We start from the raw sequence: 21,289 nt of genomic DNA on the forward strand, positions 1-21,289 counted from the left end.
CTTCGCCGCGGTCCGGGCTCGGGCCGAGGTCTTGGAGGCGGCGGTTTTCGCTGTCTTGGCGGCGGCCGCCTTAACGATCCGGCTCGTCGCGCCCGCGCCGGCCTTCTTCGTCTTGGCGCTCGCGCTCGCATTCGTCTTCGCGGCCGCGTTGGTCTTGGCGCTCGCATTCGTCTTGGCGCTCGCGCTCGACTTGCTCGCATTCGCGCCCCCCGTGCTCGTGGCCCGGGACCGGTTCGATTTTGCGTTCGCGTCCCTCGCGCCGTGTCTCGCGCTGCCGGCCGACGCCTTGCGGTTTTTCGCGGTCTTCCTGTTGGAGGGCATACGCGGTACTCCTTGTCTTGTCCCGCTGTGGAGACGGGACGGAAAGCCACATGGCCTGGGAGCGAAACCACGCCCCGGCCAGGATAGCGCAACGACCGCGCATAACTTTAGGCTGGCGAAAGCCCGACGCTTCACTCTTCGGAACCGACGCGCCTCGACGCTCTCCGACGTCGTTCCCATTCAGTTCCCGACGCCACGGCGATACGCGCGTTTTCCCGATCGGCAAAACGCGACCTTTGCGCCCGAACGCTATTCGTTAATGCTTTGTATATCACGCCGGACGGCGAAAATCAAAGGGAACCCGTCGACGCCTGACGACATGGTTACCCCGGTCGAGCCGGTCGCGCTTGAAATTGCTGGCGAATGCGAGGTGTTCTGGCGCGCGCTCAGTCGCCTTGGCCAGGCTCGGGAGAGAAGCACGTCTCGAGCTTGCCGGGCTTGCCGTCCCACTCCTTCGCGTCCGCCGGCGGATCGCGCTTGATCGTCACATTCGGCCAGACCTGCGCATATTCGGCGTTGAGCGCCATCCATTTCTCGAGGTCCGGCTCGGTGTCGGGCTTGATCGCCTCGGCCGGGCATTCGGGCTCACACACGCCGCAGTCGATACATTCGTCCGGATGGATCACCAGCATGTTGGCGCCTTCGTAGAAGCAGTCCACGGGACAAACTTCCACGCAATCCATATATTTGCATTTGATGCAGTTTTCCGTGACGACATAGGGCATGGGGGTCCTCGACCATCGCGGGCTAGCTAGCGGTTTTGCCGCAATCGCGCAAGCGGTTCGACGAGCGCGGGCGTTCGCGGCCGGCCGGCTCGCCTCGCTCGCGCGCGGCATGATATCCTCAACGAGGTTGGAAGGGAATCGCTCATGGCGGATTTGCAGTCGATGTCCGAGGCCGCGGCGGCGCCTGCGCTACGCTGCGTGACGGCGCGCGCGCTGCTGCTCGGCGACCGAATCGACACGAGCGGGCTCGAGCGCGCCGATCTCGTCTCCACCTCGCCGCTGGCTTTTCCCGCCGGCCAGTCCGGCTTCGTCGTGCTCTACCGATTCGGCGTCGCGGTGCTGTTCGGCCTGACGCCGCTCGAGGAGGACGAGATCGTCGCCAGGGTCGGCGCGCGCGTCGCGGGCGCCGCTGAACAGAGCGACGACGAGACGCTGGTGCTGGAGCTTTCTCCCGAGAGCGACGACCGTCTGCTCGCCAATGGCCGTCTCGCCGTCAAGGACACGTCGGGCGAGCGCCTGCTGGTCATTGCCGACGCGCTGGCCAAAAGTGTCGCGCTGGCGCGCGACGAGCGGCGCGTCAACGCCGTGTTCGACACGATCGAGCCTTTCGCCGCCGAGCTCGCCGGCAAGGGCCGGCCGCCTTCGGGCCGCCGCGCCATGCTGGAGCTGATCGGCCAGACGCTGCTCGTGCGGCATCGCGTCTCCGGCCGCGTCGCGGTCGAGGACAAGCCCGACGTGCTATGGGATCGGCCCGATCTCGAGCGCCTCTATTCGCGCCTCGAGGACGAATACGAGCTCGAGGCGCGCGGCGAGACGCTGAGGGCGAAGATCGAGGTGATCGGCGAGACCGCGCGGGCCTTGACCGAGATCATCGACGTCGACCGCTCCGTGCGGCTCGAGGCGACGATCATCGTGCTCATCCTCGCCGAGATCGTGCTGTCCTTGTTCCAGATATTCATCCTGCGGGGGCATTGAGGCGTGACCTTCGGCCGGCTCGCGAATCTCGCCGGCCCCGAGGTCCCGCGACGCTCTCGCGGACAGAGCGCGGCCGCTCGGCGTCTTCTATGCGCTCGTCGGCGGCGTCTCCTTCTTCGGCGCGTCGCTGCTCGCGATCGCTGCTCTCGCCGAACGCCGGGAAAGCGACGAGGACGCGGCGAATCGCGCGGCCGTTTCGATCGCCTCTTCCGTTGCGCCCGAGGCGATCCAGCGGAACGACGGCAGCTGATGGCGCGCGAAGGTGAATTGCCGCTTGGCGTAACGGCGCGTATCGAGCTTGCCGCGCGCCGCCGCCTCGTCGAGCGACATCTCGCCGCGGACGAAGCGCAGGAGATGCGGCGCGCCATGCGCGCGCATCGCCGGCAGAGCCGGATCGAGCCCGCGCGCGCCGAGCGCGCGGATCTCGTCGAGCGCGCCTCGCCGGACCATGGAGTCGAAGCGCGCGTCGATGCGCGCATAGAGTTCTTCACGCGCCGGCGCGAGGAAGAAGGCGAGGCATGAAGCTTCATCCAGTAGAGGCGCCATGCGCGCGCCCTGGAAGGAGGCGAGCGGCCGGCCCGTCGCCTCCAGCACTTCCAGCGCGCGCAGGATGCGCTGCGGGTCGGTCGGGCGAAGCCGCGCCGCCGTCTCGGGGTCCCGCTCGGCGAGACGCGCGTGCAGAAACGCCGGCGCGCGTCCTTCGGCTCGCGCGCGAACCGTCTCGCGGATCGAGGCGGGAATCGGCGGAATGTCGGAGAGGCCATGGAGCGCGGCCTTGAAATACATGCCCGTGCCGCCGGCGACGACAGGCGTTGCGCCCTGGCGATCCAGCTCGCCGAGACAAGCGCGAAAATCCTCGAGCCAGCGGCCGACGGAATAGTTCACGCTCGCGTCGACATGGCCGAACAGGCAATGGCGGACGCTCTGCTCCTCTTCCGGCGTTGGGCGGGCGGTGAGAATGCGAAGGTCGCGATAGACCTGCATCGAATCCGCATTCACGATCACGCCGCCGATGCGCCGTGCGACGGCGAGCGCGAGAGCGGACTTGCCGCTCGCCGTCGGTCCTGCGATGAGAATGGGGCGCCTCATGGGCTCCTTCGCAACGACAAAACGAGCGAAATGTCAAAAGCGCCTGTCGAGCATGTCGCGACATTCGTCGCCGCCGCGGACGGCCCGCCGCTCTCGGCCGAGGCCGTCATGCAGTGGAGCGTGGCGGTCGGCGCCGGCCGGATCGACTGGCTGGAGTCGGGCGTCGCGGCGGGTGTGACCTTTGCGCTGGCGCCGTCCGACTTGCCGCGGGCGCGCGCGGCGCTGCAGGCGGCGGCCGACGCGGGCGGCGTCGACGTCGTCGTGCAGGAGGCGGCGGGGCGGCGCAAGCTGCTGCTCGTCGCCGATATGGATTCGACGATGATCGAGCAGGAATGCGTCGACGAACTCGCCGCATTCGCCGGGCTGCGCGAGCGCGTCGCGCCGATCACCGCCCGCGCCATGCGCGGCGAGCTCGATTTCGAAGCCGCCTTGCGCGAGCGCGTCGCGCTGCTCGCCGGGCTCGACGCCGCGATCGTCGAGACCATTCTGCGCGAGCGCGTGACATTTACGCGCGGCGCCCGGACGCTGGTCGCGACGATGCGCGCCAATGGCGCCTATGCCGCGCTCGTCACCGGCGGCTTCGCCTGTTTCGCCGAGCCGATCGCGGCGCGGCTCGGTTTCGACGAGGCGCGCGCCAACCGGCTGGAGACGCGCGACGGCCGGCTCACGGGCGCGGTGACGCCGCCGATCGCCGGCGCTCGGGCCAAGCTCGCGGCGCTCGAGGCGCTGCGGTCCACGCGCGGGCTGCCGCGCGAGGCGACGCTCGCCGTGGGCGACGGCGCCAATGACCTCGACATGCTCGCCGCCGCCGGCCTCGGCGTCGCCTATCACGCGAAGCCCAAGGTCGCGCGCGCGGCGTGCGCGCGCATCGACCGCGCCGATCTCGCCGCCCTGTTGTTCGCGCAAGGCTATCGCCGCGCCGATTTCGTCGAGGCGTAGGCCGCGGCGCTCCCGTCGCCCCGGCGGCCGAGCCTTGCCTGTAACGGAGCTTTGAAGCAAGGTCCCGAATGTTCCGTGTCTTCGGGAGGGACCTCGTGAGATTGTCCGTCGCTTTTGCCGTCTTCGCCGCGGCGCTGTCGTTCTCCGGAGCCGGGCTTGCGCAGAGCGCCGCGTCCGGCTCGCGGGTCTCTCGGGAGGGCGACGGCTTCGCCGCCGGCCGCATGGTCCGCGTCCCGCCTTCCGCGATCATCCTTCCCAAATCGAGCGTCGCCGAGCAATCCGGCTCCGCCCACACCAACATGCGTTTCGTCTCGCCGGCGACGCTGCGCTCGCTGAGCAGGCAGGCGGGCGAGGGCAAGGCGTCGCCGCTCGTCGGGCCGCCATTCGCAGGCTATGGCTACGAGACCCCCGGCTCGCTCGCCTGCCTCTATGGCCTCGTGGCGCCGACTCCGGGCTGCAATCCCTATCGGGCGAAGGCCGTCCCTTCCGGGCTCGGCGGCAAGGCCATCGCCATCGTCGACGCCTTTCATTACGCCGGCGCCCGCGCCAACCTCCAGGAGTTCAGCCGGCAGTTCGGCCTTCCAGCGCCCAAGTTACAGGTGAAATATGCGACGGCCGCGGGCGGCTGCAACGGGCCGGTCCCGCCTTCCGATCTCGGCTGGGCGGTGGAGGCGGCCCTCGATCTGCAGATGGCGCATGCGATGGCGCCCCGTGCGGCGCTCTTCCTCGTCGAGGCGCGGTCGAACGCCTATGCCGAGATGATCGGAGCCGTGAAATGCGCCAACGCGGTTCTCGCGGCGGTCGGCGGGGGCGAGGTGTCGATGAGCTGGGGCGGCGACGAGGTCGCCTCTTACGAGAGCGTTTTCGCTTCGGACAAGAACATCGTCTATTTCGCCGCCAGCGGCGACGCGCCGGGCGTCAGCTGGCCGTCGACCTCTCCCAAGGTCGTGTCGGTCGGCGGCACGAGCGTCTCGCGCTCCATTCCGGATTTCGACTTCCAGCGCTACGCCAGCTGGGCCGACGCGGGGCAGGGCGCGAGCGCGATCTTTCCGCTGCCGCCCTATCAGCGGGGCGTGCATGGAATTGTCGGAACGAAGCGCGTCACGCCGGATGTTTCCGCCGTCGCCAATCCGGAGACCGGCGTCTGGGTCCTGTTCGACGATCCGAATTATCCGCAGGACGCCGGCTGGTATGTCGTCGGCGGAACCAGCGTGGCGGCGCCGGTCGTCGCCGGCGTGACCAATGCGCGCGGCGTGTTCCGGCGGAATTCGACGGAGGAGCTGACGGCTCTCTACAATTCGAAGAAGCGCGATCCGGCCGGCGCCTTCGCGACGACGACGGTCGGCTATTGCGGGCCTTACGCGTCCTATGTTCCGAATGCGGGCTGGAACTTCTGCCTCGGGCTCGGAACGCTCCAGGCGCCGCGCGCGTCGCATTTCGCCGCTTCGAGGTAGCGCGCGGCTTCACGCTCTCCGCTCCGCCGGCAGTCGCGTGGTCGCGTAACGATAGCGCGCCTGCGACGCGCCGGCCGCGAGCCAGGCGGCGACGCCCGTGCCGATGAAATGGGCGAGCAGAAGTGCGAAATTCACCAGCAGCACGAAGACGTCGAGCGCGCGGATGATCTTGTTGGGATCGGTGATGGCGATGCCGGGCGGCTGCGACACGGTCTTGGCGATCAGCAGCGAAATGCTCAGCGACACGCCGACGAAGGAGACGATCGTGCCGGCGAGGCCGATGAGAAGTCCGGCCGAGAGAAACCAGAAGGCGCGCGCGCGTCCCTCTTCGAGATAATCCGTGCTCCGAGACACGCTCCGCGCCGCGCGCGTGTAGTAATAGGCGAGCGCGGTCGCAGCCATGAGCAGAATGAACCCGTAGAAGCTCCAATAGATCGCGTCTCCGAAGCCCGACACGCTCGGGCTGAAGGCCCGGCCCGCGGTCGAGAATTGCAGCAGCACGCCGCTCGCGAGCGCTATGGCGAGCTGGATCCAGAACTGCAGCCAGCCGAACAGGCGCATGCGGCCCGCGAGGCCTGTCGCCGCCGGCGCGAGCGCGCCCGCCGCCGCGACCGGCGCGGGAAGGGCGGGCTGTGGCGGCGCCCGGAAGCGGCTCGGCGCTCCGACGGCCAACTGCGCCACGATCGCCGCGGCGAGGACGTAAGCGAAGAAGCGATGGGCGGCGAGCAGCGCTTCCGACGCCGTCGCGTCGCCGACGCCGAGGGCGCGGGCGAAATCGCCGAACGCCTGCGCGAGCGTCGGATCGGCGAGATCGGAAACGGGAAGCGGCGCGCCGAACACATGCAGCGCGGCGCCGCTGAACGCCGTCCATAGCGCCCCGGTCGCCACCATCGCCGCGAAGGACAGATAGAGGGCGAGCTCCGAGAGGACGCCGACGGCGCGCCGCCAACTCGACCAATGCGCGGGATAGGGCGGCGGCGGCGTGACGATCCGCAACACGATCGCCGCGAGAAGCGCGGCCGCGGCCACGACGCCGAGCGAGACATGAAGGGCGGAGAGCGTCGTGCGCATCGGCGGCGGCGATGCGGCCGCCAGCCAGCCGAGCGCCAGCAGCAGGACGCTCGTCAGAAGCAGCAGGACGAAAACGGCGCGGGCGACATTTGAGCGCATTCAAACATCCGATCGAAATCGCGCGTCGCGGCGACGCTGGCGTTACAGTCTCAGATAGATCGCCGCCGCCTTGATTTCGAGGCCGGCCGGAGCCAGATTCGCTGGCGCGAGAGGTCGCTCGCCATGACGAAGGTTCAGGCGCTCGCGGATTTCGTGGCCGGCGCGCGGCTCGGCGACATGAGCGAAGCCGCGCGGCGCCAGCTGAAAATTCGCGTTCTCGATACGCTCGGCGTCGCCATCGGCGCGCTTCGAGCGCCGCCGCTCGAGGCTATTCGCCGCATGACCGAGGAGCAGGGCGGCGCGCCGCTGGCGACGCTCGTCGGCGGCGGCCGCACGGCGACGGATCGCGCCGCCTTCTACAATGGCGCGCTCTCACGCTATCTCGATTTCATGGACAGCTATCTCGCTCCCGGCGAAACCTGCCATCCGTCCGACAATCTCGGCGCCGTTCTGGCCGCGGCGGAGACGAAGGGCGCCGGCGGCGCCGATTTTCTCACGGCGCTCGCCGTCGCTTATCAGGTGCATACGCGTCTCAGCGACGCGGCGCCGGTGCGCGCGCGGGGCTTCGATCACACGGTCCAGGGCGCTTATGCGGCGGCGGCCGGCGTCGCCAAGGCGCTCGGCCTTTCGCCCGAGCAAACGGCGAATGCGATCGCCATCAGCGGAACCGCCAACAATGCGCTGCGGGTGACGCGCACCGGCGCGCTCTCGCATTGGAAGGGCCTCGCCTTTCCCAATACGGCGATGGCCGCGACGCACGCCGCTCTGCTCGCCGAGCAGGGGATCACCGGGCCGCCGGAAGTGTTCGAAGGAAACAAGGGATTCGAGGAGACGATCGCCGGTCCCTTCGACATTAACTGGCGCGAGGAGAATCTCGAGCGCGTGCTCATGACCATCGTCAAGAAGCACAATGCCGAGATCCATTCGCAATCGGCGATCGACGCGGCGCTCGACATTCGCGCGAGGCCGGGCTTTCGCGCCGATCGCGTGAAAGAGATTCGTCTCGAGACATTCGCCGTCGCCTTTCAGATCATCGGCGGCGGCGAGGAAGGCGACAAGCGCGTGGTGCGCAACAAGGAGGAGGCCGATCACAGCCTTCCCTATCTGCTCGCCGTCGCGCTCCTCGACGGCGAAGTGCAGCCCGAGCAATATGCGCCGCAGCGCATCCTCGCAGAGGATGTGCAGACGCTGCTGCGCAGGGTGAAGATATCTCCTTCCGCGGAGTTTTCGGCGCGGTTCCCGCAATGGCTGCCGGCGCGGCTCGAGGCGGAGCTCGAGGACGGCGTGGTCTTTTCCGCCGCGCGCGCCGATTATCACGGCTTCTTCACCGATCCCTTCGATTGGGACGCCGCGCGCGAAAAATTCGACCGCGTGGCGCGCGGCCATGCGGAGGCGGCGTTGCGCGACAGGATCGCCGATGTCGTCGCCGGTCTCGAGCGGCGCGAGATCGCCGAGCTCACCGCGCTGCTCGGAAAGGTCGGGCCTGCGCAAGACGAAAGGACGACGCCATGAGCGAGACGACCTTCTCTTTCATCCCCCGCGCCCTGCGCACGCAAAAGCCGCGCCGGCGCGGCCTCACCGAGATACGCGGGCCCTATTACAGCGCCTATGGGCGTCGTCATCTCGCCGATCTCTTCGAGACCATGGGCGCGTGGATCGACGGCGTGAAATATGCCGGCGGCTCCTTCGCGCTGATGCCGCCCGACGCGGTGAAGAGCTTCAACAAGACCGTCCATGACCATGGCGCCTATGTCTCGACCGGCGGCTGGATCGAGAATGTGCTGCGCTTCGGCCCCGACGCCGTCTCCCGCTATATCGAGGAGGCGAAGGCGCTCGGCTTCGACGTGATCGAGATTTCCGCGGGCTTCGTCAGCCTGCCGACCGAGAGCCTGCTGCGGCTCGTGCGCATGGTGAAGAAGGCGGGGCTGAAGGCCAAGCCCGAAGTCGGCATTCAGTTCGGCGCGGGCGGAAGCACTTCCGCCGAGGAGCTCGCGGCCGAAGGCACGAAGGACGTCGGCTGGCTGATCGCCCAGGCCGAGCGCGCGCTCGACGCCGGCGCCGACATCGTGATGATCGAGAGCGAGGGGATCACCGAGAATGTCGCGAGCTGGCGCACCGACGCGGCGGCGCGGATCATCGACAAGATAGGCCTCGAGAATGTGATGTTCGAGGCCGCCGATCCGCCCGTGTTCGAATGGTACGTGAAGAATTACGGAAACGAGGTCAATCTCTTCGTCGACCACAGCCAGATTGTGCAGCTCGAGGCGCTGCGCCAGGGAATATGGGGCACGATGAGCACTTGGGGCCGCATCCAGAACATCGGCGGATGATCACGCCGCGGAACCGAAAGTCCACAGGCGATTGGCGAGGAAGGACCAGAAGAAGACGACGGCCGTCGTCGCCATCTGCGCCGGGAGGTAGGGCGCGCCGAGCCGTGCGACGAAGACGTCCATGAAGACATAAGTCAGACAGAAGCCGACGAAGGCGACGAGGGCGAAGCGCCATGTCGCCTCCTCATGCGGGCGGTCGCTCGCGAAAGTATGGCGGCGGTTGAGGCCGTAGGAGACGATTCCCCCGACGACATAGCCGCTGAGCGCCGCCATGACCGGCGGGCGATGGGCGAATTCGACCAGCGCGACCAGCACGCCGTAATGGAGCAGCGTCGCGACGACGCCGACGAGCGCGAAGACGGTGATCTGGCGGGGCAGCGACATGCCCCCTCATGTCGCATGTTTCGCGAAAAGAGGCGAGAGGCGGCGGCGCTCCGAACAGTCGAGCGCGCACCGTGAACCTCGCCCTCATGCCGAGGAGCCCGCAACCGGTCGCGGTGTTATTGACGCAGGATCATGCGGCCGGACGCCGCCTCGAAATGCGACAGGCGCGAGAGGAAGGTCATGCCGAGCAGGCTCGCGCCCAGAGCGCCGCGATCGGCGACATAGGCGTCGACGTTATCGAGCGCGATCGCGCCGAGCCGCATCTGGCGCAGCCGCACGCGCGCCATGCGCGAGACGCCATTGGCGGTCTGCGCCGAATATTTGAATTCGCCGGGCCCGGGATAGAAGCCGGCGGCGGCGGCGTCGTCATAGGAGAGCACGACCGAGCTCGCGCCCGTATCGACCAGCATATGCACGCGCGCGCCATTCACCTCGACCTCGGTCGCATATTGTCCGAGCCGGTCGGCGGCGATCGTCGCTTCGCCGCGCAGCGGCGACGGCGCGGCATAGGAGGCGGAGGGCTGTCGCGTCGGCTGCGCGGCGGAGGCCGCCCGAGCGGGTTTGTCGTGAGCGCGCGAAATGAATTGCATGGAGAATTGGGCGACGACGAAGGCCGCGATCACGACGCCGATCGCGGATTTCAACACGGATGCGAACATGGGCGAAAGCCTCTGGCGGAGCGCAATGAGGCGAAGAGGCTAAGGCGCGGAGCCTGCGTCTCCTTTAAACCGATGCGTCGAATTGTTCGCTTCGTGAAAAATGACCCGGCGCGGTTCGCGAGGACTCAGCGCGCCAATGTCATGTTCGCGCCGTCGAGCACGGCGTAGTCGAAGCGCGCGTCGGTCACGATCGTGTTCGTGAAGCTCGCGGAGGTCAACACCGCATGGGTGAGATTGGCGCGGGTGAGATCGGCGCCGTCGAAATCGGCCTCGGGCAGCTCCGCCCGCACGGGGACCATTCCCTGATTGGCCGGATCGGCGCCGAGATCGGCGTCCGTCAGCTTCGCCTTGGTGAATTTCACGCCGCGCCCGCCGCCGATGACGCGCGCACGCGTCAAATTCGCGCCGGTGAAGTCGGCGTTGTCGAGCAGCGCCGCATAGAGCGTCGCGCCTTGGAGATCGGCGCCGCGGAAATTCGTCTTCTGCAGATCGCTGCGGGTGAAATTGGCGCCCGCCAGACGCGCGCCCTCGAGATCGGCGCCCGTCAGCCGCGCCGAAAAGAAATCCGCGCCGGAGAGGTCGAGGCCGCGCAGGTCGGCGCCGGAGAGGTCGAGATCGGCGAAATCGGGCGCGCCGTTCTTGCGCTGCGCCAGCCGCTGCTCGATCTCGGCGCGCGTCAGCTCGGACGCGGCGGCCGCGCCGGCGGCAATCGGGAGAAAGCAGCAGAGGAGGGCGACCGGCCGCAGCGCGAGCGACATCCGGCGTAATGGCGGAGTTTTTCTCATGAAAGGAAACATCGACCGCCTGGCGGACCCGTGCAATGGGAGAGATTTTCCCGATCGAGGGAAAAATCGGGAAGAGCAGGGCGACGGCTTCACGCCGCGGCCCGCGCCGCCTCGCCGACGAGTCGCGCCGTGTCCTCCCAGCGCGGAAGCTCGGCGGCGGCGGCCCATGCGGAATCGGCGAGCTGCGCGCGCAGGCGGGCGTCGATCAGGACGAGTCGCAGCGCGGCGCGCAAGGCCCGCCGATCGCCGGGCGGGACTTTCAGCGCCGCGGCGTCCGGAACCGTCTCGGCCGCGGCGCCGCCCGTGGCCGCGATGATCGGCAGGCCGCGCGCCATGGCTTCGGCGAGCGCCATGCCATAGCCTTCGTAGAACGAGGCGGAGACGAAGACGTCGCTCGCCGCATAGAGCGCCGCGACCTCGGCTTCCGGCAATTCGCCCGTCAGAACGACGCGGTGGGCGAGGCCCGCTCCGTCGACGAGCCGGCGGAGCGCCGCCGCCGCCGCGGGGTCGGCGCGCAGACTGCCGGCGATGGTGAGGCGCCAGTCGAGATCGGCGAGGTCGGAGAGGGCCTCGATCAAATGGTCGAAGGCCTTTCGCGGAATGATCGATCCCACCGCGAGCAGCGCCGGCGCGCCGCCGGAGCCGCGCGCGCGGGGCGCCGCATCCGTCCCGGGAGGCGCGACGACGATTTTTTGCGGCGGCGCGGCGAAGTCCGCGGCGAGCAGGGCGGCCGTATGCGCGCTGGTGACGATGACGCGGGCGGCGAGGGCGAGCGCCTGCGTCTCGCTCTCGCGCAGCGCCGCCGCCGTCTCCGCGTCGAGCCCCGTCTCGAGGCAGAGCGGGTGATGGCAGAGCGCGAGGATCGGCGCGCCGAGCCGGCGGATCGCGTCGGCGGGCAGGGCGCCATAGGCGAGCCCGTCGATCAGCAGAACGTCGCCCGCTCGCCGCGCGCTCTCGATCGTTGCGACAGCGGCCTCGACATCGGCCGCGCTCGGTCGCGGGAAGGCTCCGGGCAAGGGCAGATGCGTCGCGTCGGCGAGCGCGGCCAGCACGCGGCGGTCATAGCCATAGCCGCCGCTGCGGGTCTCGATGTCGCCGGGTATGGCGAACAGAATGCGCGTCACACCGGCCCCTCGAACCAGGCGCGGGCCACATGGCTCTCGTGCAGCGTGACGCGGATGCGGGAAATGCCGTCGCCGCCCGGCCCCAGCGCGCCCGTGCGGGCGGCCTCCGCCATGGCGTCGAAGATATGCTTCGACAGGAACTCGGTCGTCGTCTGCTTGCCCGTAAATTGCTCGAGCTCGTCGAGATTGCGATAGGCGAGCGGGGCGAGCGTCGCCTTCAGCGCGTCATGGGCGCGGCCGATGTCGACGACGACCGCATCCTCGGTCAGCGTCTCGCGGAAGAAGGCGACGTCGACAACGAAGGTCGCGCCATGCAGTCTCTGCGCCGGGCCGAACAGCTCTCCGCGGAAACTATGGGCGATCATGATGTGGTCGCGCACTTCGACGGCGTACATTGCGTTTTTCCTTCAGTAGCGGATGAGCGTGGCGAGGCCGCTCGCATTGGGCGCGAGCACGCGCGGCAATTCCCGCGGCGCGTCCTCGAAGGCGATCTCCTCGGTGATCAGCGCGTCGAGACGGCTGTCGGCGAGCAGCTCCAGCGCCTTGTCGAGCCGGCGGGCATAGCTCCAGCGGGGCCGGCGCGAGAGCGAGACCTGCCCGACCTGCGAGGAGAGGAGACGCAGCCGGCGGACATGAAAGGCGCCGCCGAGCGGCGCGGCGACTACGCCCTTGCCATGCCAGGAGAGCTCGACGATCGCCGCCTCCGGCCCGGCGGCGTCGAGCGCGAGGGCGAGGCCTTCCGATGAGGCGCTGGTGTGGAAGACCACATCGGCGTCGCCTGCGGGAACGAAATCCCGGGCCGGTGCGAAGCGCGCGCCGAGGCGTTCGGCGATATCCGCCCGCGGCTCGCGGTCGACGACCGTGACCTCGGCGCCGGGAAGCCGCGCGGCGAGGGCGGCGACGAGCAGGCCGAGCACGCCGGCGCCGACGACGACGATGCGATCGCCCGGACCGGCGCCCGAATCCCACAGGCCGTTCAGCGCCGTCTCCATATTGGCGGCGAGCGTCGCGCGGCGCGGCGGCACGGCTGCGGGGACAGGCCGCAGCATATCGAGCGGCGCGACGAAACGATCCTGATGCGGATGGAGGCAGAACACGATCTCGCCGAGCCGCTCCTGTGGGCCGTCCTCGATCTCGCCGACCGCGCAATAGCCGTATTTCACCGGAAACGGGAAGTCGCCCTCTTGAAAGGGCGCGCGCATTCGCGTCCATTCGGAGGGCGGGACGCGGCCTTCGAAGACGAGTCGTTCGGTGCCGCGGCTCACCGCGCTCCACAGCATGCGCACGCGCGCCTCGCCCGGGCCGGCGGACGCCAGCGGCAGGCTTCGGATCGCGGCGGCGCGCGGCGCTTCGTGCCAGAGGGATCGCGCATGACTCATATTTGCCCTATAGGCTCAGTTTCGGCATAAGGCCAGCGCCCGATTTCTCCCGTCCCGGCACATAAGGCGAAAAATGGCGACCGACGTCTCGCGCACCCCCGCCGGCATTCAGAGCCGGGCGGAGCTCATGATTCGACGCGCGCTCGCCGGGCTCTTCTGCATCGCCCTCTGGGGCGCGCTTCTCTATTGGCTCGCGGCGATTCTCGGCCATGACGGATGGAGCCCGATCGGCCTGCTCATCCTCGTCTGCTTCGCCGTCGCTTCGCCCTGGACCACGCTCGGCGCGGTCAACGCCGCGCTCGGCTTCTGGCTGATTCATATTCGCGGCGACGCGCTCGCCGCCGTCGCGCCTTTCGCGCCGGCCGGAGACGTCGCCCGCCCGCTCGCCTCGCGCACCGCGGTCCTGCTCACCATCCGCAACGAGGACGCCGATCGCGCCTTCGCGCGCGTCACGGCGGTGAAGAGAAGCGTCGACGCGACGGGCGAGGGCGCCGCCTTCGACTGGTTCGTGCTGAGCGACACCGCCGATCCCGACATCGCGGCGCGGGAAGAGGCGCTGTTCGACGCCTGGCGGGAGGCGGACGCGGCGCGGACGGGGCGCCTCCATTATCGCCGCCGCGCCGCGAACCGCGGCTACAAGGCCGGCAATATCGCCGATTTCTGCGAGCGCTGGGGCGAGACTTACGAATTCATGATCCTGCTCGACGCCGATAGCCTCATGGACGGCGAGACGATCGTCGGCCTCGCGCGGATCGGCGAAGCCTATCCGAAGATCGGCATTATCCAGAGCCTCGTCGTCGGCGCGCCGTCGCGATCGGCGTTCGCGCGCCTGTTCCAGTTCGGCATGCGGGCGGGGATGCGCGCCTATTCCATGGGGGCGGCCTGGTGGTCGGGCGATTGCGGTCCCTTCTGGGGCCATAACGCGCTGGTGAGAGTGGCGCCCTTCGAGCTTCATTGCCGGCTGCCGAGGCTGCGCGGCGGCGCGCATATTCTCTCCCATGATCAGATCGAGGCGGCGCTGATGCGCCGCGCCGGATATGAAGTCCGCCTGCTCCCGGCGGAGACGGGCAGTTTCGAGGAGAACCCGCCGACCCTGCCGGAGTTCATCCGCCGCGAGCTGCGCTGGTGCCGCGGCAATATGCAATATGTCGAGCTGCTGGCCCTGCCGGGCCTGCCGCCGATGAGCCGGTTTCAGCTCGTCTGGGCGATCAGCATGTTCCTCGGCGCGCCGGCCTGGACCGCGATCATCGCGCTTTCCTTTCTGCTTCCGCATGTGGAGGACGTGTCGGACTTCCCCGTGGCCGCGGCCGGCGATTTTTATCTGGTTTTCCTTCTCCTCCATCTCGCGCCCAAGCTCGCCGGCTATGCCGACGCGGCGCTGGCGCCGGGCGGGCTGCGGCGCTATGGCGGCCGCGTCCGCTTCCTCGCTGGCGCTCTGCTCGAGATTTGCGCCTCCTTCGTCATCGGCGCGGCCACGACGCTGGCGATCGCCGGCTGCCTGTCGAAGCTCGACGGGGGCTCCGGCCGCGAATGGCGCGGACAGAAGCGCGAGGCGCATCGCCTGTCCTGGCGAAGCGCGGCGCGCGAGCTCTGGCCGCATCTGTTGTTCGGCGCGCCGCTCCTCATGGCGGCGGCCGAGGCCTCGCCGGCCCTGCTCGCCTGGTCGCTGCCGCTCACCATCGGTTATGTGGCCGCCATTCCCTTCGCCGTGGCGAGCGCGTCGCCCCGGCTCGGCCGTCTCTTCGTCCGGGCCGGGCTCTGCGCCACGCCGGAAGAGCTCGACCCGCCGCCCTTGCTGCGCGAGGCCGCCCGCGCCGAAAGCCCCGAACCGAGTCGCTCACTGGCGTGACGCGCCGGCGGGAGGCGGCGCTTCGACCAGTTCCGTCAGTCGCGTCGCGAGATCGGCGGCGAGGGCGAGCGGCAGAGCGAAGCTCGCGCTGTCGCCGTCGGGCGAGACCAGCGTCAGCAGCACATGGCCGCCGAGCATTTCGCGGGCGAGCGTCGCCTCGCGGACCGGGGACGCCAGCACCGCCTCGACATCGCCGCTCGCCGGCTGGCGCGCGGCGAGGCTCTTCTCGCGCAGCGCCAGCGCCGCGCGCGTGAGCGAAAGAATATCGGCGGCGGTGAGAGGAATTCTGGCCGTCGCGCCGTCGACGCCGGCGCGGCTGAGGACGAATCCCTCGCCGTCGGCATCGAGGTCGAGGTCGAACGACGCCTCGGACATGGATAGGCTCCCCAGCGCAGCCGCTCGCGGGTGCGGCTTCTTTCGAAGAAGGTTTATGCGCAAATGCGGCTTCGGCCAAGTCCGGAGCGCCAGTCCGAAAGTCGTCTCGACTGGACATCGCGCGCGAGTGACGCAATAAGGAGCCACGCAATCTCGAGGACGCTCGCGACATGTCCTACATCATTCGCTTCTTCACTTGGTGGAACCGGGCGACGCTCAGCACGAGCCTGTGGACGCTGCTCTACGGCGAGCGTGTCGGCTCGGACGAATTCGGCAATGTCTATTACCGGCGCCGGGGCGGCAAGAAGGACAAGGCGCTCGGCATCGAACGCCGCTGGGTGATCTACAAGGGTTATGCCGAGGGCTCGGCGACGCCGCCCGGCTGGTATGGCTGGCTCCATCACACGGTCGACACGCCGCCGACCGAGGAGAAATACCAGCCGAAGGAGTGGGAGCTGCCGCATCTGCCCAATCTGACCGGCACGCCCGCCGCCTATCGGCCGCCGGGATCGATCCTCTCCACGGGCCGTCGCGCGCCGGCCGGCGGCGACTATCAGGCCTGGACGCCGGAGGAGGGCTGAGCGCGCCGCGACCATCGATCCGCCACGCTTCTCTGCTCGTTGTCGAGCGCAGGAGGGCCGGGCGCTTCGCTCGGGCCCGAGATCGCAAGCCGCTATTCGACATGATGTTCCCCCGCCTTCGCGCGATTTTGTATCGTCTTCCGCTCGGCGGGGCGATCGCCCTCGCTTTTTGCGCCGGCGCGGCCGCCGATCCGATCCGGCATCCGACCGCCGTCTTCGCCGGACTCGACAAGACCACCGGCCGCATCATCAATTTCGACGTGGCGATCGACGAGACCGTGCAGTTCGGCTCGCTGCAGATCACGCCGCGCGTCTGCAACACCAGGCCGCAGACCGAGGCGCCGCAGACGACGAGCTTCGTCGAGGTCGACGATCAGGACTCGACCAAGAACGAGGCCAAGCGCATCTTCTCGGGCTGGATGTTCGCTGCGAGCCCGGGCCTGCACGGCGTGGAGCACTCCGTCTATGACGTGTGGCTGACCGATTGCAAGGGCGGCAAGGAAGTCGTGCAGGCGCCGGCCGCGGCCGATCCGGCGGCCGCGGATACGGGGGCCGCCGCGCCCGCCCCGGCGGAGAAGAAGCGCGCACGCTCGCGCAAGGTGGAGCCGGTCGCGCCGACGCCGATCGAGGCCGCGCCGATCGGTCCGCGCGATTCGGTCGCGCCCGAGGCGCAGATCGACGAGGACGGCGCCGCGCCGCCACCCGCGCCCGAGAAGAAGAAATCGAAGAAAAAGTCCCGGAACCAGCCGCCGCCCGCGCAGGAGCCGCGTCCCGCGCCGTCGCCGCTGTTTCCGTTCTGAACGGCTATTTCAGAATCTCCAGGATTTCGCGCCCCGAGAGACGAAGATCGTCGCGCCATGGATCGGCGCGGGGAGGGACGGCGAGCGCATGCTCCAGCAGATCGTGATAGGCGTCGCGGCTGATCTCGACCGCGCCGAGCGAAGCGAGATGCGTCGTCATGAACTGCGTGTCGAGCAGGCGGAAGCCGCCGCTGCGCAGCCGCGCGACGAGATGGGAGAGTGCGACCTTGGAGGCGTCGGTCTCGCGGTGGAACATGCTCTCGCCGAAAAAGGCCGCGCGGAGGGCGACGCCATAGAGTCCGCCGACCAGCGCCCCGGCGCGCCGGCATTCGACCGTGTGGACGAAGCCGAGATCGAACAGCTCCCTGTAGAGACGCCTGATTTCGGTGTTGATCCAGGTGTTCTCGCGCTTTGGCGCCGTGGCCGCGCAGGCGTCGATGATAGCGTCGAAGTCTCGGTCTATGCTTACTTCGAAACGATCCGAGCGGATGGTCTTGGCGAGCGAACGCGAGACTTTGAACGCGTCGAGCGGAAACACGGCGCGATCCTGCGGGTCGACCCAGAAGAGTTGCTCCTCCCCGGCGCTCTCGGCCATGGGGAACAGACCGATCGAGTAGGCGCGCAGAAGTATCTGCGGCGTGATCGCATAGCTGGCGCTCGGGCGGGACATCCTGAGGATTGTAGCGCATCGCGCGGAAGAATCGAGAGCGTCCACGCCTATGGTCGGAGCAATCGGGTGAATGCGAGAAAGGGCGTTTCACCCTCCCCTTCGAAGGGGACGGCCGGCCGGCGAAGCCGGACCGCCGAGAGGGCGCCATTTCTCGTTCACACGATTGCCCTGCGCCCATGGTCGTCGTCATTGCGAGGAGCGTCGCGACCAAGCGAGCCAGAGGCGGCCGGCGGCCCTGGATTACTTCGCGTCGCTCGCAATGACGGAAGAGGTCAGTCCTGTCCGATCACCTCGAGGAAGGTTTGCGCGTCTTCCTTGCGCTCGAACACATGCGGGGCGATGCCGCGCTTGCTCAGCGCCTCCTTCAGCTTCAGGCGCAGGAAGGCGCTCGTCGTGTAGCGCGTCGTCGTCAGATAATAGTTCTCCAGCATATATTGGATCATCTCTGCGTAATAATCGTAGAGATGCTCGCTGATGCGGAAGTTGTCCAGATTGACGACCTGATTGACGCGCTTGCCGATCTGCTGGCAGGCGTCGATCAGCATCTTGCGCAGATCGTCGATGTCGCGCTTGGAGCGCGCGCTCCATCCCTCGAGATTGAGGAACTGGATGTTGCGGTCCGCGTCATAGCTGACGCGATCCTGCAGATCGAGATTGAGCAGATCGGAGATGAGCCCCATAGGCTCGTCGACGAAGATCCGCTTGTCCATCGGGATCGGCTCTTTGATGATCGGCTTGAAGTCCATATGCGCGAGAATGTCGCGCTCGATATCGACTCCCGGCGCGACCTCGATCAGCTCGAGGCCCTCCTTCTTCAGCTGGAATACGCAGCGCTCGGTGACATAGATCACCGGCTGCTCGCGCTTTTGCGCATATTTGCCGCTGAAGGTCACCTGCTCGACGAATTTCAGGAATTTGCGCGCGCGGCCCTCTTTGAGGACTTTCACCTCGCCGTTCTCGATCGCCACGTCGAGGCCGCCGGCGGTGAACGTGCCGGCGAACACGACGCTGCGCGCGTTCTGGCTGATGTTGATGAAGCCGCCGCAGCCGTTGAGGCGTCCGCCGAAGCGGCTGGTGTTCACATTGCCCTGCTCGTCGCATTCGGCCATGCCGAGGCAGGTCATGTCGAGGCCGCCGCCGTCGTAGAAATCGAATTGCGTGTTCTGGTCGATGATGGAATCGGCGTTGGTCGCCGAGCCGAAGGAGGAGCCCGACGCCAGCACGCCGCCGATCGCTCCCGCCTCGGTGGTGAGCGTGATGAAGGGCGTGAGCTTCTCCTCATTGGCCACGGCGGCGATGCCCTCCGGCGCGCCGACGCCGAGATTGACGACGCCGTTCGGTGGCAGCTCGAAAGCGGCGCGGCGGGCGATGATCTTGCGCGCGTCGAGCGGCATCTTGGCCATCGTCTCGACCGGCACGCGGACCTCGCCGGCGAGCGCCGGATTGTAGATCACGCCGTAATTCATCCGATGCATCTCGGGCGGATCGGCGACGACGACGCAGTCGACCAGAATGCCCGGAACCTTCACGTCCTTGGGACGGATCGAGCCGGCCTCGACGATGCGCTCCACCTGCGCGATGACGATGCCGCCATTGTTGTGCGCCGCCATGGCCTGGGCGAGCACGTCGAGCGTCAAGGCTTCCTTCTCCATGCCGATGTTGCCGGAGGGGTCGGCGCTGGTGCCGCGGATGAAGGCGACGTCGATCTTGGTGGCGGTGTAGAACAGCCACTCCTCGCCCTCGATCACGACATGCTTGACGATGTCCTCGGTGGTCGCCTCGTTGACGCGGCCGCCGCCGAAACGCGGATCGACGTAAGTATAGAGGCCGACCTTGGAGAAGAGGCCGGGCTGGCCGGCGGCGCAGGCGCGGTAGAGCTGCGAGATGACCCCTTGCGGCAGATTATAGCCGAGGATCTTGTTCTCCTGCGCGGCCTGGGCGACCTTGGGCATGCGGCCGAAATTGCCGGCGATGACGCGGCGCAGCAATCCCTCGTGATGCAGGCGGCCGGTGCCGAGCCCTTTGCTGTCACCGGCGCCGGCGGTCATGATCAGCGTGAGGCCCTTGGGTCCTCCGCTCTCGACGAAGCGCTTCTCCAGCGCGGCGTGCAGCGCCTCGGGAATGCAGCTCTGGACGAAGCCGGTCGTGGTCAGAACATCGTTCTCGCTGATCAGCGCAATGGCCTCGTCGGCGGTGATCACCTTGTTGTTCTTGTTCATTTCCTGCGCGTTTCCCCTCGTCGTCTCCCCGATCGTGCGAAGCGGGGGCGAGCTCTTTCGCCGCGTCTTCGTCTCGGGCGGCCGCCGGCTCGTCGTCTCCGAGCGACACTAGAGTTCGCGCCTCTTTTTCGCAATAGCGTCGCCGAAACCCGCCGCCGCAGGGGTGGGGCGCCTGCGCTTCGTCCGCTTCGGCGACACAGAGTCAAGCATTAGCCCTTCGTTAAGGTTATCCCGTTAACTGTGACGCCAGCGCTGCTCGTGCCGCAGCCCGTCTAGTCCTCGAGGCGCCGGCGCTCCGGGTGCGTTGTTCTCGGATAGGGCGAGCCGCCCAAGGCATGATGCCGCTTCCGTCGAGCCGGTGAAAATCCGGGATGCCCATTCGTCATAGGTTCCACCCCATCCAGGGATCGATGAGTCATGTCCAGTATTCTGACCAACTCTTCCGCCATCACCGCGCTCCAGTCGCTGCGCTCGACGCAGGCCTCGCTGGCGACGACGCAGAAGGAAATCTCGACCGGCCTCAAGATCTCCAGCGCCGCGGATAACGCGTCCACCTGGGGCATCGCTCAGACGATGAAGTCGGACCAGGGCGTCCTGTCGACCATCAGCGACTCGTTGAACGTCAGCTCCTCCGTGCTCAACATCGCGGCGACGGCGATCACCAACACCATCTCGGTCATCAACAACATCAAGTCGCAGGTCGCGCAGGCGGCGCAGCCCGGAGCCGATCTCGCCAAGATCGGCACGACCCTCGAAGGCCTCAGCAGCCAGCTCAGAAGCATCGTCGCCTCGGCCAATTTCAACGGGCTCAATCTGCTCGACGGCTCGGCGTCCGACTTCAACTTCATCGCCTCCTATTCGGACGGCAAGGGCGTGGTAGCTTCGGCTCTCAACACGATCGACCTCTCGGCGATCGCGCTGATCGGCGGCGGCGGCTCCGCGCCCGCCGTCGCGGCCGGATCGGGAATTCTCGAGGCGGAGCAGGCGACCGGCGCGAGCGCGGCGACCGACTTCACCAATCTCGACGCCACGAGCGTCGCCGACGCGACCGCCATCGCCGACACCCTGTCGAACGCCGACAAGGCGATCGCCGACCTCACCCAATACGCCGCGCAGATCGGCGCCGTGCAGACGAGCGTCACAGGCCAGGCGAACTTCATGAAGACGCTCAACGAGGCGCTGACGAACGGCGTCAGCTCGCTCGTCGACGCCGACATGAACGAGGCGTCGACGCGCCTGCAGGCGCTGCAGACGCAGCAGCAGCTCGGCGTCCAGTCGCTGTCGATCGCCAACCAGAACAGCCAGATGATTCTGAAGCTGTTCGGCTGACGCGCAAACCCCGCCCGACGGAGAGAGGCCTCGCCGGTCGGCGGGGCCTTTTTGCGTTTTCGCCGGACGAGTCCGGCCGACGGCAACGTTCGCGCAAGCCACGGGCGCAAAATTCGGGCGCCGCTCTCGCAA

At 68.1% G+C, this 21,289-nt stretch carries 21 protein-coding genes; 9 read left to right on the forward strand and 12 right to left on the reverse strand.

Features of this window, described 5'->3' with window-relative positions:
* Positions 1-707 precede the first annotated feature (707 nt).
* Positions 708-1,046, reverse strand: coding sequence for a ferredoxin FdxA (gene fdxA / locus AC6IW9_RS13100; RefSeq protein WP_497764171.1), 339 nt, complete (start codon positions 1,044-1,046; stop codon positions 708-710).
* A gap of 144 nt (positions 1,047-1,190) precedes the next feature.
* Between fdxA and AC6IW9_RS13105 the strand changes: the two genes are divergently transcribed.
* Positions 1,191-2,021 carry an RMD1 family protein gene (locus tag AC6IW9_RS13105; RefSeq protein ID WP_497764172.1) on the forward strand — a complete coding sequence of 277 codons (831 nt, stop codon included), beginning with the start codon at positions 1,191-1,193 and terminating at the stop codon, positions 2,019-2,021.
* 87 nt (positions 2,022-2,108) lie between these two features.
* Here the strand turns inward: AC6IW9_RS13105 and miaA are convergent, their stop codons facing one another.
* Positions 2,109-3,110, reverse strand: coding sequence for a tRNA (adenosine(37)-N6)-dimethylallyltransferase MiaA (miaA, locus tag AC6IW9_RS13110; protein WP_497764174.1), 1,002 nt, complete (start codon positions 3,108-3,110; stop codon positions 2,109-2,111).
* A 30-nt stretch (positions 3,111-3,140) separates the two neighbouring features.
* Here miaA and serB point away from each other — a divergent pair, with 30 nt between their 5' ends.
* Entirely contained in the window at positions 3,141-4,049 is a 909-nt protein-coding gene (serB, locus tag AC6IW9_RS13115) for a phosphoserine phosphatase SerB (RefSeq protein WP_497764176.1), read from the forward strand.
* Positions 4,050-4,144: 95 nt separating this feature from the next.
* A complete protein-coding gene (locus AC6IW9_RS13120) occupies positions 4,145-5,503 on the forward strand; it encodes a S53 family peptidase (RefSeq protein WP_497764178.1) in 1,359 nt (452 codons plus the stop codon).
* Between the two features lie 9 nt (positions 5,504-5,512).
* Here AC6IW9_RS13120 and AC6IW9_RS13125 read toward each other — a convergent pair whose 3' ends face one another.
* On the reverse strand, positions 5,513-6,673 hold the full coding sequence (locus tag AC6IW9_RS13125) for a DUF3611 family protein (protein ID WP_497764180.1): 1,161 nt from the start codon (positions 6,671-6,673) through the stop codon (positions 5,513-5,515).
* A gap of 123 nt (positions 6,674-6,796) precedes the next feature.
* Here AC6IW9_RS13125 and AC6IW9_RS13130 point away from each other — a divergent pair, with 123 nt between their 5' ends.
* Positions 6,797-8,185, forward strand: coding sequence for an MmgE/PrpD family protein (locus AC6IW9_RS13130; RefSeq protein ID WP_497764182.1), 1,389 nt, complete (start codon positions 6,797-6,799; stop codon positions 8,183-8,185).
* Positions 8,182-9,003, forward strand: coding sequence for a phosphosulfolactate synthase (locus tag AC6IW9_RS13135; RefSeq protein WP_497764185.1), 822 nt, complete (start codon positions 8,182-8,184; stop codon positions 9,001-9,003). Before AC6IW9_RS13130 ends, AC6IW9_RS13135 begins: the two co-directional genes overlap by 4 nt.
* Here the strand turns inward: AC6IW9_RS13135 and AC6IW9_RS13140 are convergent, their stop codons facing one another.
* The 6 genes from AC6IW9_RS13140 to AC6IW9_RS13165 form a co-directional block, all read right to left on the reverse strand.
* Positions 9,004-9,387 (reverse strand): GtrA family protein, encoded by a 384-nt coding sequence (locus tag AC6IW9_RS13140; protein ID WP_497764188.1) that lies wholly within the window; start codon positions 9,385-9,387, stop codon positions 9,004-9,006. It lies immediately after the preceding gene.
* A gap of 116 nt (positions 9,388-9,503) precedes the next feature.
* Positions 9,504-10,046, reverse strand: a complete 543-nt coding sequence (locus tag AC6IW9_RS13145; RefSeq protein WP_497764190.1) for a retropepsin-like aspartic protease family protein — start codon at positions 10,044-10,046, stop codon at positions 9,504-9,506.
* Positions 10,047-10,171: 125 nt separating this feature from the next.
* Positions 10,172-10,831, reverse strand: coding sequence for a pentapeptide repeat-containing protein (locus AC6IW9_RS13150; RefSeq protein WP_497764192.1), 660 nt, complete (start codon positions 10,829-10,831; stop codon positions 10,172-10,174).
* An 89-nt stretch (positions 10,832-10,920) separates the two neighbouring features.
* Complete coding sequence (locus tag AC6IW9_RS13155; RefSeq protein WP_497764193.1) at positions 10,921-11,955, reverse strand: glycosyltransferase family 4 protein; 1,035 nt, start codon at positions 11,953-11,955, stop codon at positions 10,921-10,923.
* Positions 11,952-12,350, reverse strand: a complete 399-nt coding sequence (locus AC6IW9_RS13160) for a 6-pyruvoyl trahydropterin synthase family protein (RefSeq protein WP_497764194.1) — start codon at positions 12,348-12,350, stop codon at positions 11,952-11,954. The genes AC6IW9_RS13155 and AC6IW9_RS13160 overlap by 4 nt, the downstream gene beginning before the upstream one ends.
* 12 nt (positions 12,351-12,362) lie before the next feature.
* Positions 12,363-13,334: a zinc-dependent alcohol dehydrogenase gene (locus tag AC6IW9_RS13165; protein WP_497764195.1), complete on the reverse strand. Its 972-nt coding sequence runs from the start codon at positions 13,332-13,334 to the stop codon at positions 12,363-12,365.
* A gap of 73 nt (positions 13,335-13,407) precedes the next feature.
* On the opposite strand from AC6IW9_RS13165, the gene mdoH reads away from it, so the two are divergent.
* A complete protein-coding gene (gene mdoH, locus AC6IW9_RS13170) occupies positions 13,408-15,183 on the forward strand; it encodes a glucans biosynthesis glucosyltransferase MdoH (RefSeq protein WP_497764197.1) in 1,776 nt (591 codons plus the stop codon).
* Here the strand turns inward: mdoH and AC6IW9_RS13175 are convergent.
* Complete coding sequence (locus tag AC6IW9_RS13175) at positions 15,172-15,558, reverse strand: hypothetical protein (protein WP_497764198.1); 387 nt, start codon at positions 15,556-15,558, stop codon at positions 15,172-15,174. The two genes, mdoH and AC6IW9_RS13175, sit on opposite strands and share 12 nt — an antisense overlap.
* A 170-nt stretch (positions 15,559-15,728) precedes the next feature.
* Here AC6IW9_RS13175 and AC6IW9_RS13180 point away from each other — a divergent pair, with 170 nt between their 5' ends.
* Both AC6IW9_RS13180 and AC6IW9_RS13185 read left to right on the forward strand, forming a co-directional pair.
* Entirely contained in the window at positions 15,729-16,139 is a 411-nt protein-coding gene (locus AC6IW9_RS13180) for an NADH:ubiquinone oxidoreductase subunit NDUFA12 (RefSeq protein ID WP_497764200.1), read from the forward strand.
* Between the two features lie 101 nt (positions 16,140-16,240).
* Positions 16,241-16,939 (forward strand): DUF2155 domain-containing protein, encoded by a 699-nt coding sequence (locus AC6IW9_RS13185; protein WP_497764202.1) that lies wholly within the window; start codon positions 16,241-16,243, stop codon positions 16,937-16,939.
* Between the two features lie 4 nt (positions 16,940-16,943).
* Here AC6IW9_RS13185 and aat read toward each other — a convergent pair whose 3' ends face one another.
* Positions 16,944-17,609 (reverse strand): leucyl/phenylalanyl-tRNA--protein transferase, encoded by a 666-nt coding sequence (aat, locus tag AC6IW9_RS13190; RefSeq protein WP_497764204.1) that lies wholly within the window; start codon positions 17,607-17,609, stop codon positions 16,944-16,946.
* Between the two features lie 272 nt (positions 17,610-17,881).
* Positions 17,882-19,828 carry an acyl CoA:acetate/3-ketoacid CoA transferase gene (locus AC6IW9_RS13195; RefSeq protein ID WP_497764205.1) on the reverse strand — a complete coding sequence of 649 codons (1,947 nt, stop codon included), beginning with the start codon at positions 19,826-19,828 and terminating at the stop codon, positions 17,882-17,884.
* Positions 19,829-20,245: 417 nt separating this feature from the next.
* Here AC6IW9_RS13195 and AC6IW9_RS13200 point away from each other — a divergent pair, with 417 nt between their 5' ends.
* Positions 20,246-21,157, forward strand: coding sequence for a flagellin N-terminal helical domain-containing protein (locus AC6IW9_RS13200; RefSeq protein ID WP_497764207.1), 912 nt, complete (start codon positions 20,246-20,248; stop codon positions 21,155-21,157).
* Positions 21,158-21,289: the final 132 nt, after the last annotated feature.

Source organism: Methylosinus sp. shoA, from assembly GCF_059718125.1.

Excerpts from the sequence above, each read along its gene's own strand:
- AC6IW9_RS13145 (WP_497764190.1), bottom strand. The coding sequence starts at position 10,046 with ATGTTCGCATCCGTGTTGAAATCCGCGATCGGCGTCGTGATCGCGGCC.
- AC6IW9_RS13180 (WP_497764200.1), top strand. The coding sequence starts at position 15,729 with ATGTCCTACATCATTCGCTTCTTCACTTGGTGGAACCGGGCGACGCTC.
- AC6IW9_RS13195 (WP_497764205.1), bottom strand. The coding sequence starts at position 19,828 with ATGAACAAGAACAACAAGGTGATCACCGCCGACGAGGCCATTGCGCTG.
- mdoH (WP_497764197.1), top strand. The coding sequence starts at position 13,408 with ATGGCGACCGACGTCTCGCGCACCCCCGCCGGCATTCAGAGCCGGGCG.
- AC6IW9_RS13135 (WP_497764185.1), top strand. The coding sequence starts at position 8,182 with ATGAGCGAGACGACCTTCTCTTTCATCCCCCGCGCCCTGCGCACGCAA.
- AC6IW9_RS13140 (WP_497764188.1), bottom strand. The coding sequence starts at position 9,387 with ATGTCGCTGCCCCGCCAGATCACCGTCTTCGCGCTCGTCGGCGTCGTC.
- AC6IW9_RS13105 (WP_497764172.1), top strand. The coding sequence starts at position 1,191 with ATGGCGGATTTGCAGTCGATGTCCGAGGCCGCGGCGGCGCCTGCGCTA.
- AC6IW9_RS13185 (WP_497764202.1), top strand. The coding sequence starts at position 16,241 with ATGATGTTCCCCCGCCTTCGCGCGATTTTGTATCGTCTTCCGCTCGGC.
- AC6IW9_RS13165 (WP_497764195.1), bottom strand. The coding sequence starts at position 13,334 with ATGAGTCATGCGCGATCCCTCTGGCACGAAGCGCCGCGCGCCGCCGCG.
- aat (WP_497764204.1), bottom strand. The coding sequence starts at position 17,609 with ATGTCCCGCCCGAGCGCCAGCTATGCGATCACGCCGCAGATACTTCTG.
- serB (WP_497764176.1), top strand. The coding sequence starts at position 3,141 with ATGTCAAAAGCGCCTGTCGAGCATGTCGCGACATTCGTCGCCGCCGCG.
- AC6IW9_RS13175 (WP_497764198.1), bottom strand. The coding sequence starts at position 15,558 with ATGTCCGAGGCGTCGTTCGACCTCGACCTCGATGCCGACGGCGAGGGA.
- fdxA (WP_497764171.1), bottom strand. The coding sequence starts at position 1,046 with ATGCCCTATGTCGTCACGGAAAACTGCATCAAATGCAAATATATGGAT.
- AC6IW9_RS13130 (WP_497764182.1), top strand. The coding sequence starts at position 6,797 with ATGACGAAGGTTCAGGCGCTCGCGGATTTCGTGGCCGGCGCGCGGCTC.
- AC6IW9_RS13150 (WP_497764192.1), bottom strand. The coding sequence starts at position 10,831 with ATGAGAAAAACTCCGCCATTACGCCGGATGTCGCTCGCGCTGCGGCCG.
- miaA (WP_497764174.1), bottom strand. The coding sequence starts at position 3,110 with ATGAGGCGCCCCATTCTCATCGCAGGACCGACGGCGAGCGGCAAGTCC.
- AC6IW9_RS13160 (WP_497764194.1), bottom strand. The coding sequence starts at position 12,350 with ATGTACGCCGTCGAAGTGCGCGACCACATCATGATCGCCCATAGTTTC.
- AC6IW9_RS13125 (WP_497764180.1), bottom strand. The coding sequence starts at position 6,673 with ATGCGCTCAAATGTCGCCCGCGCCGTTTTCGTCCTGCTGCTTCTGACG.
- AC6IW9_RS13200 (WP_497764207.1), top strand. The coding sequence starts at position 20,246 with ATGTCCAGTATTCTGACCAACTCTTCCGCCATCACCGCGCTCCAGTCG.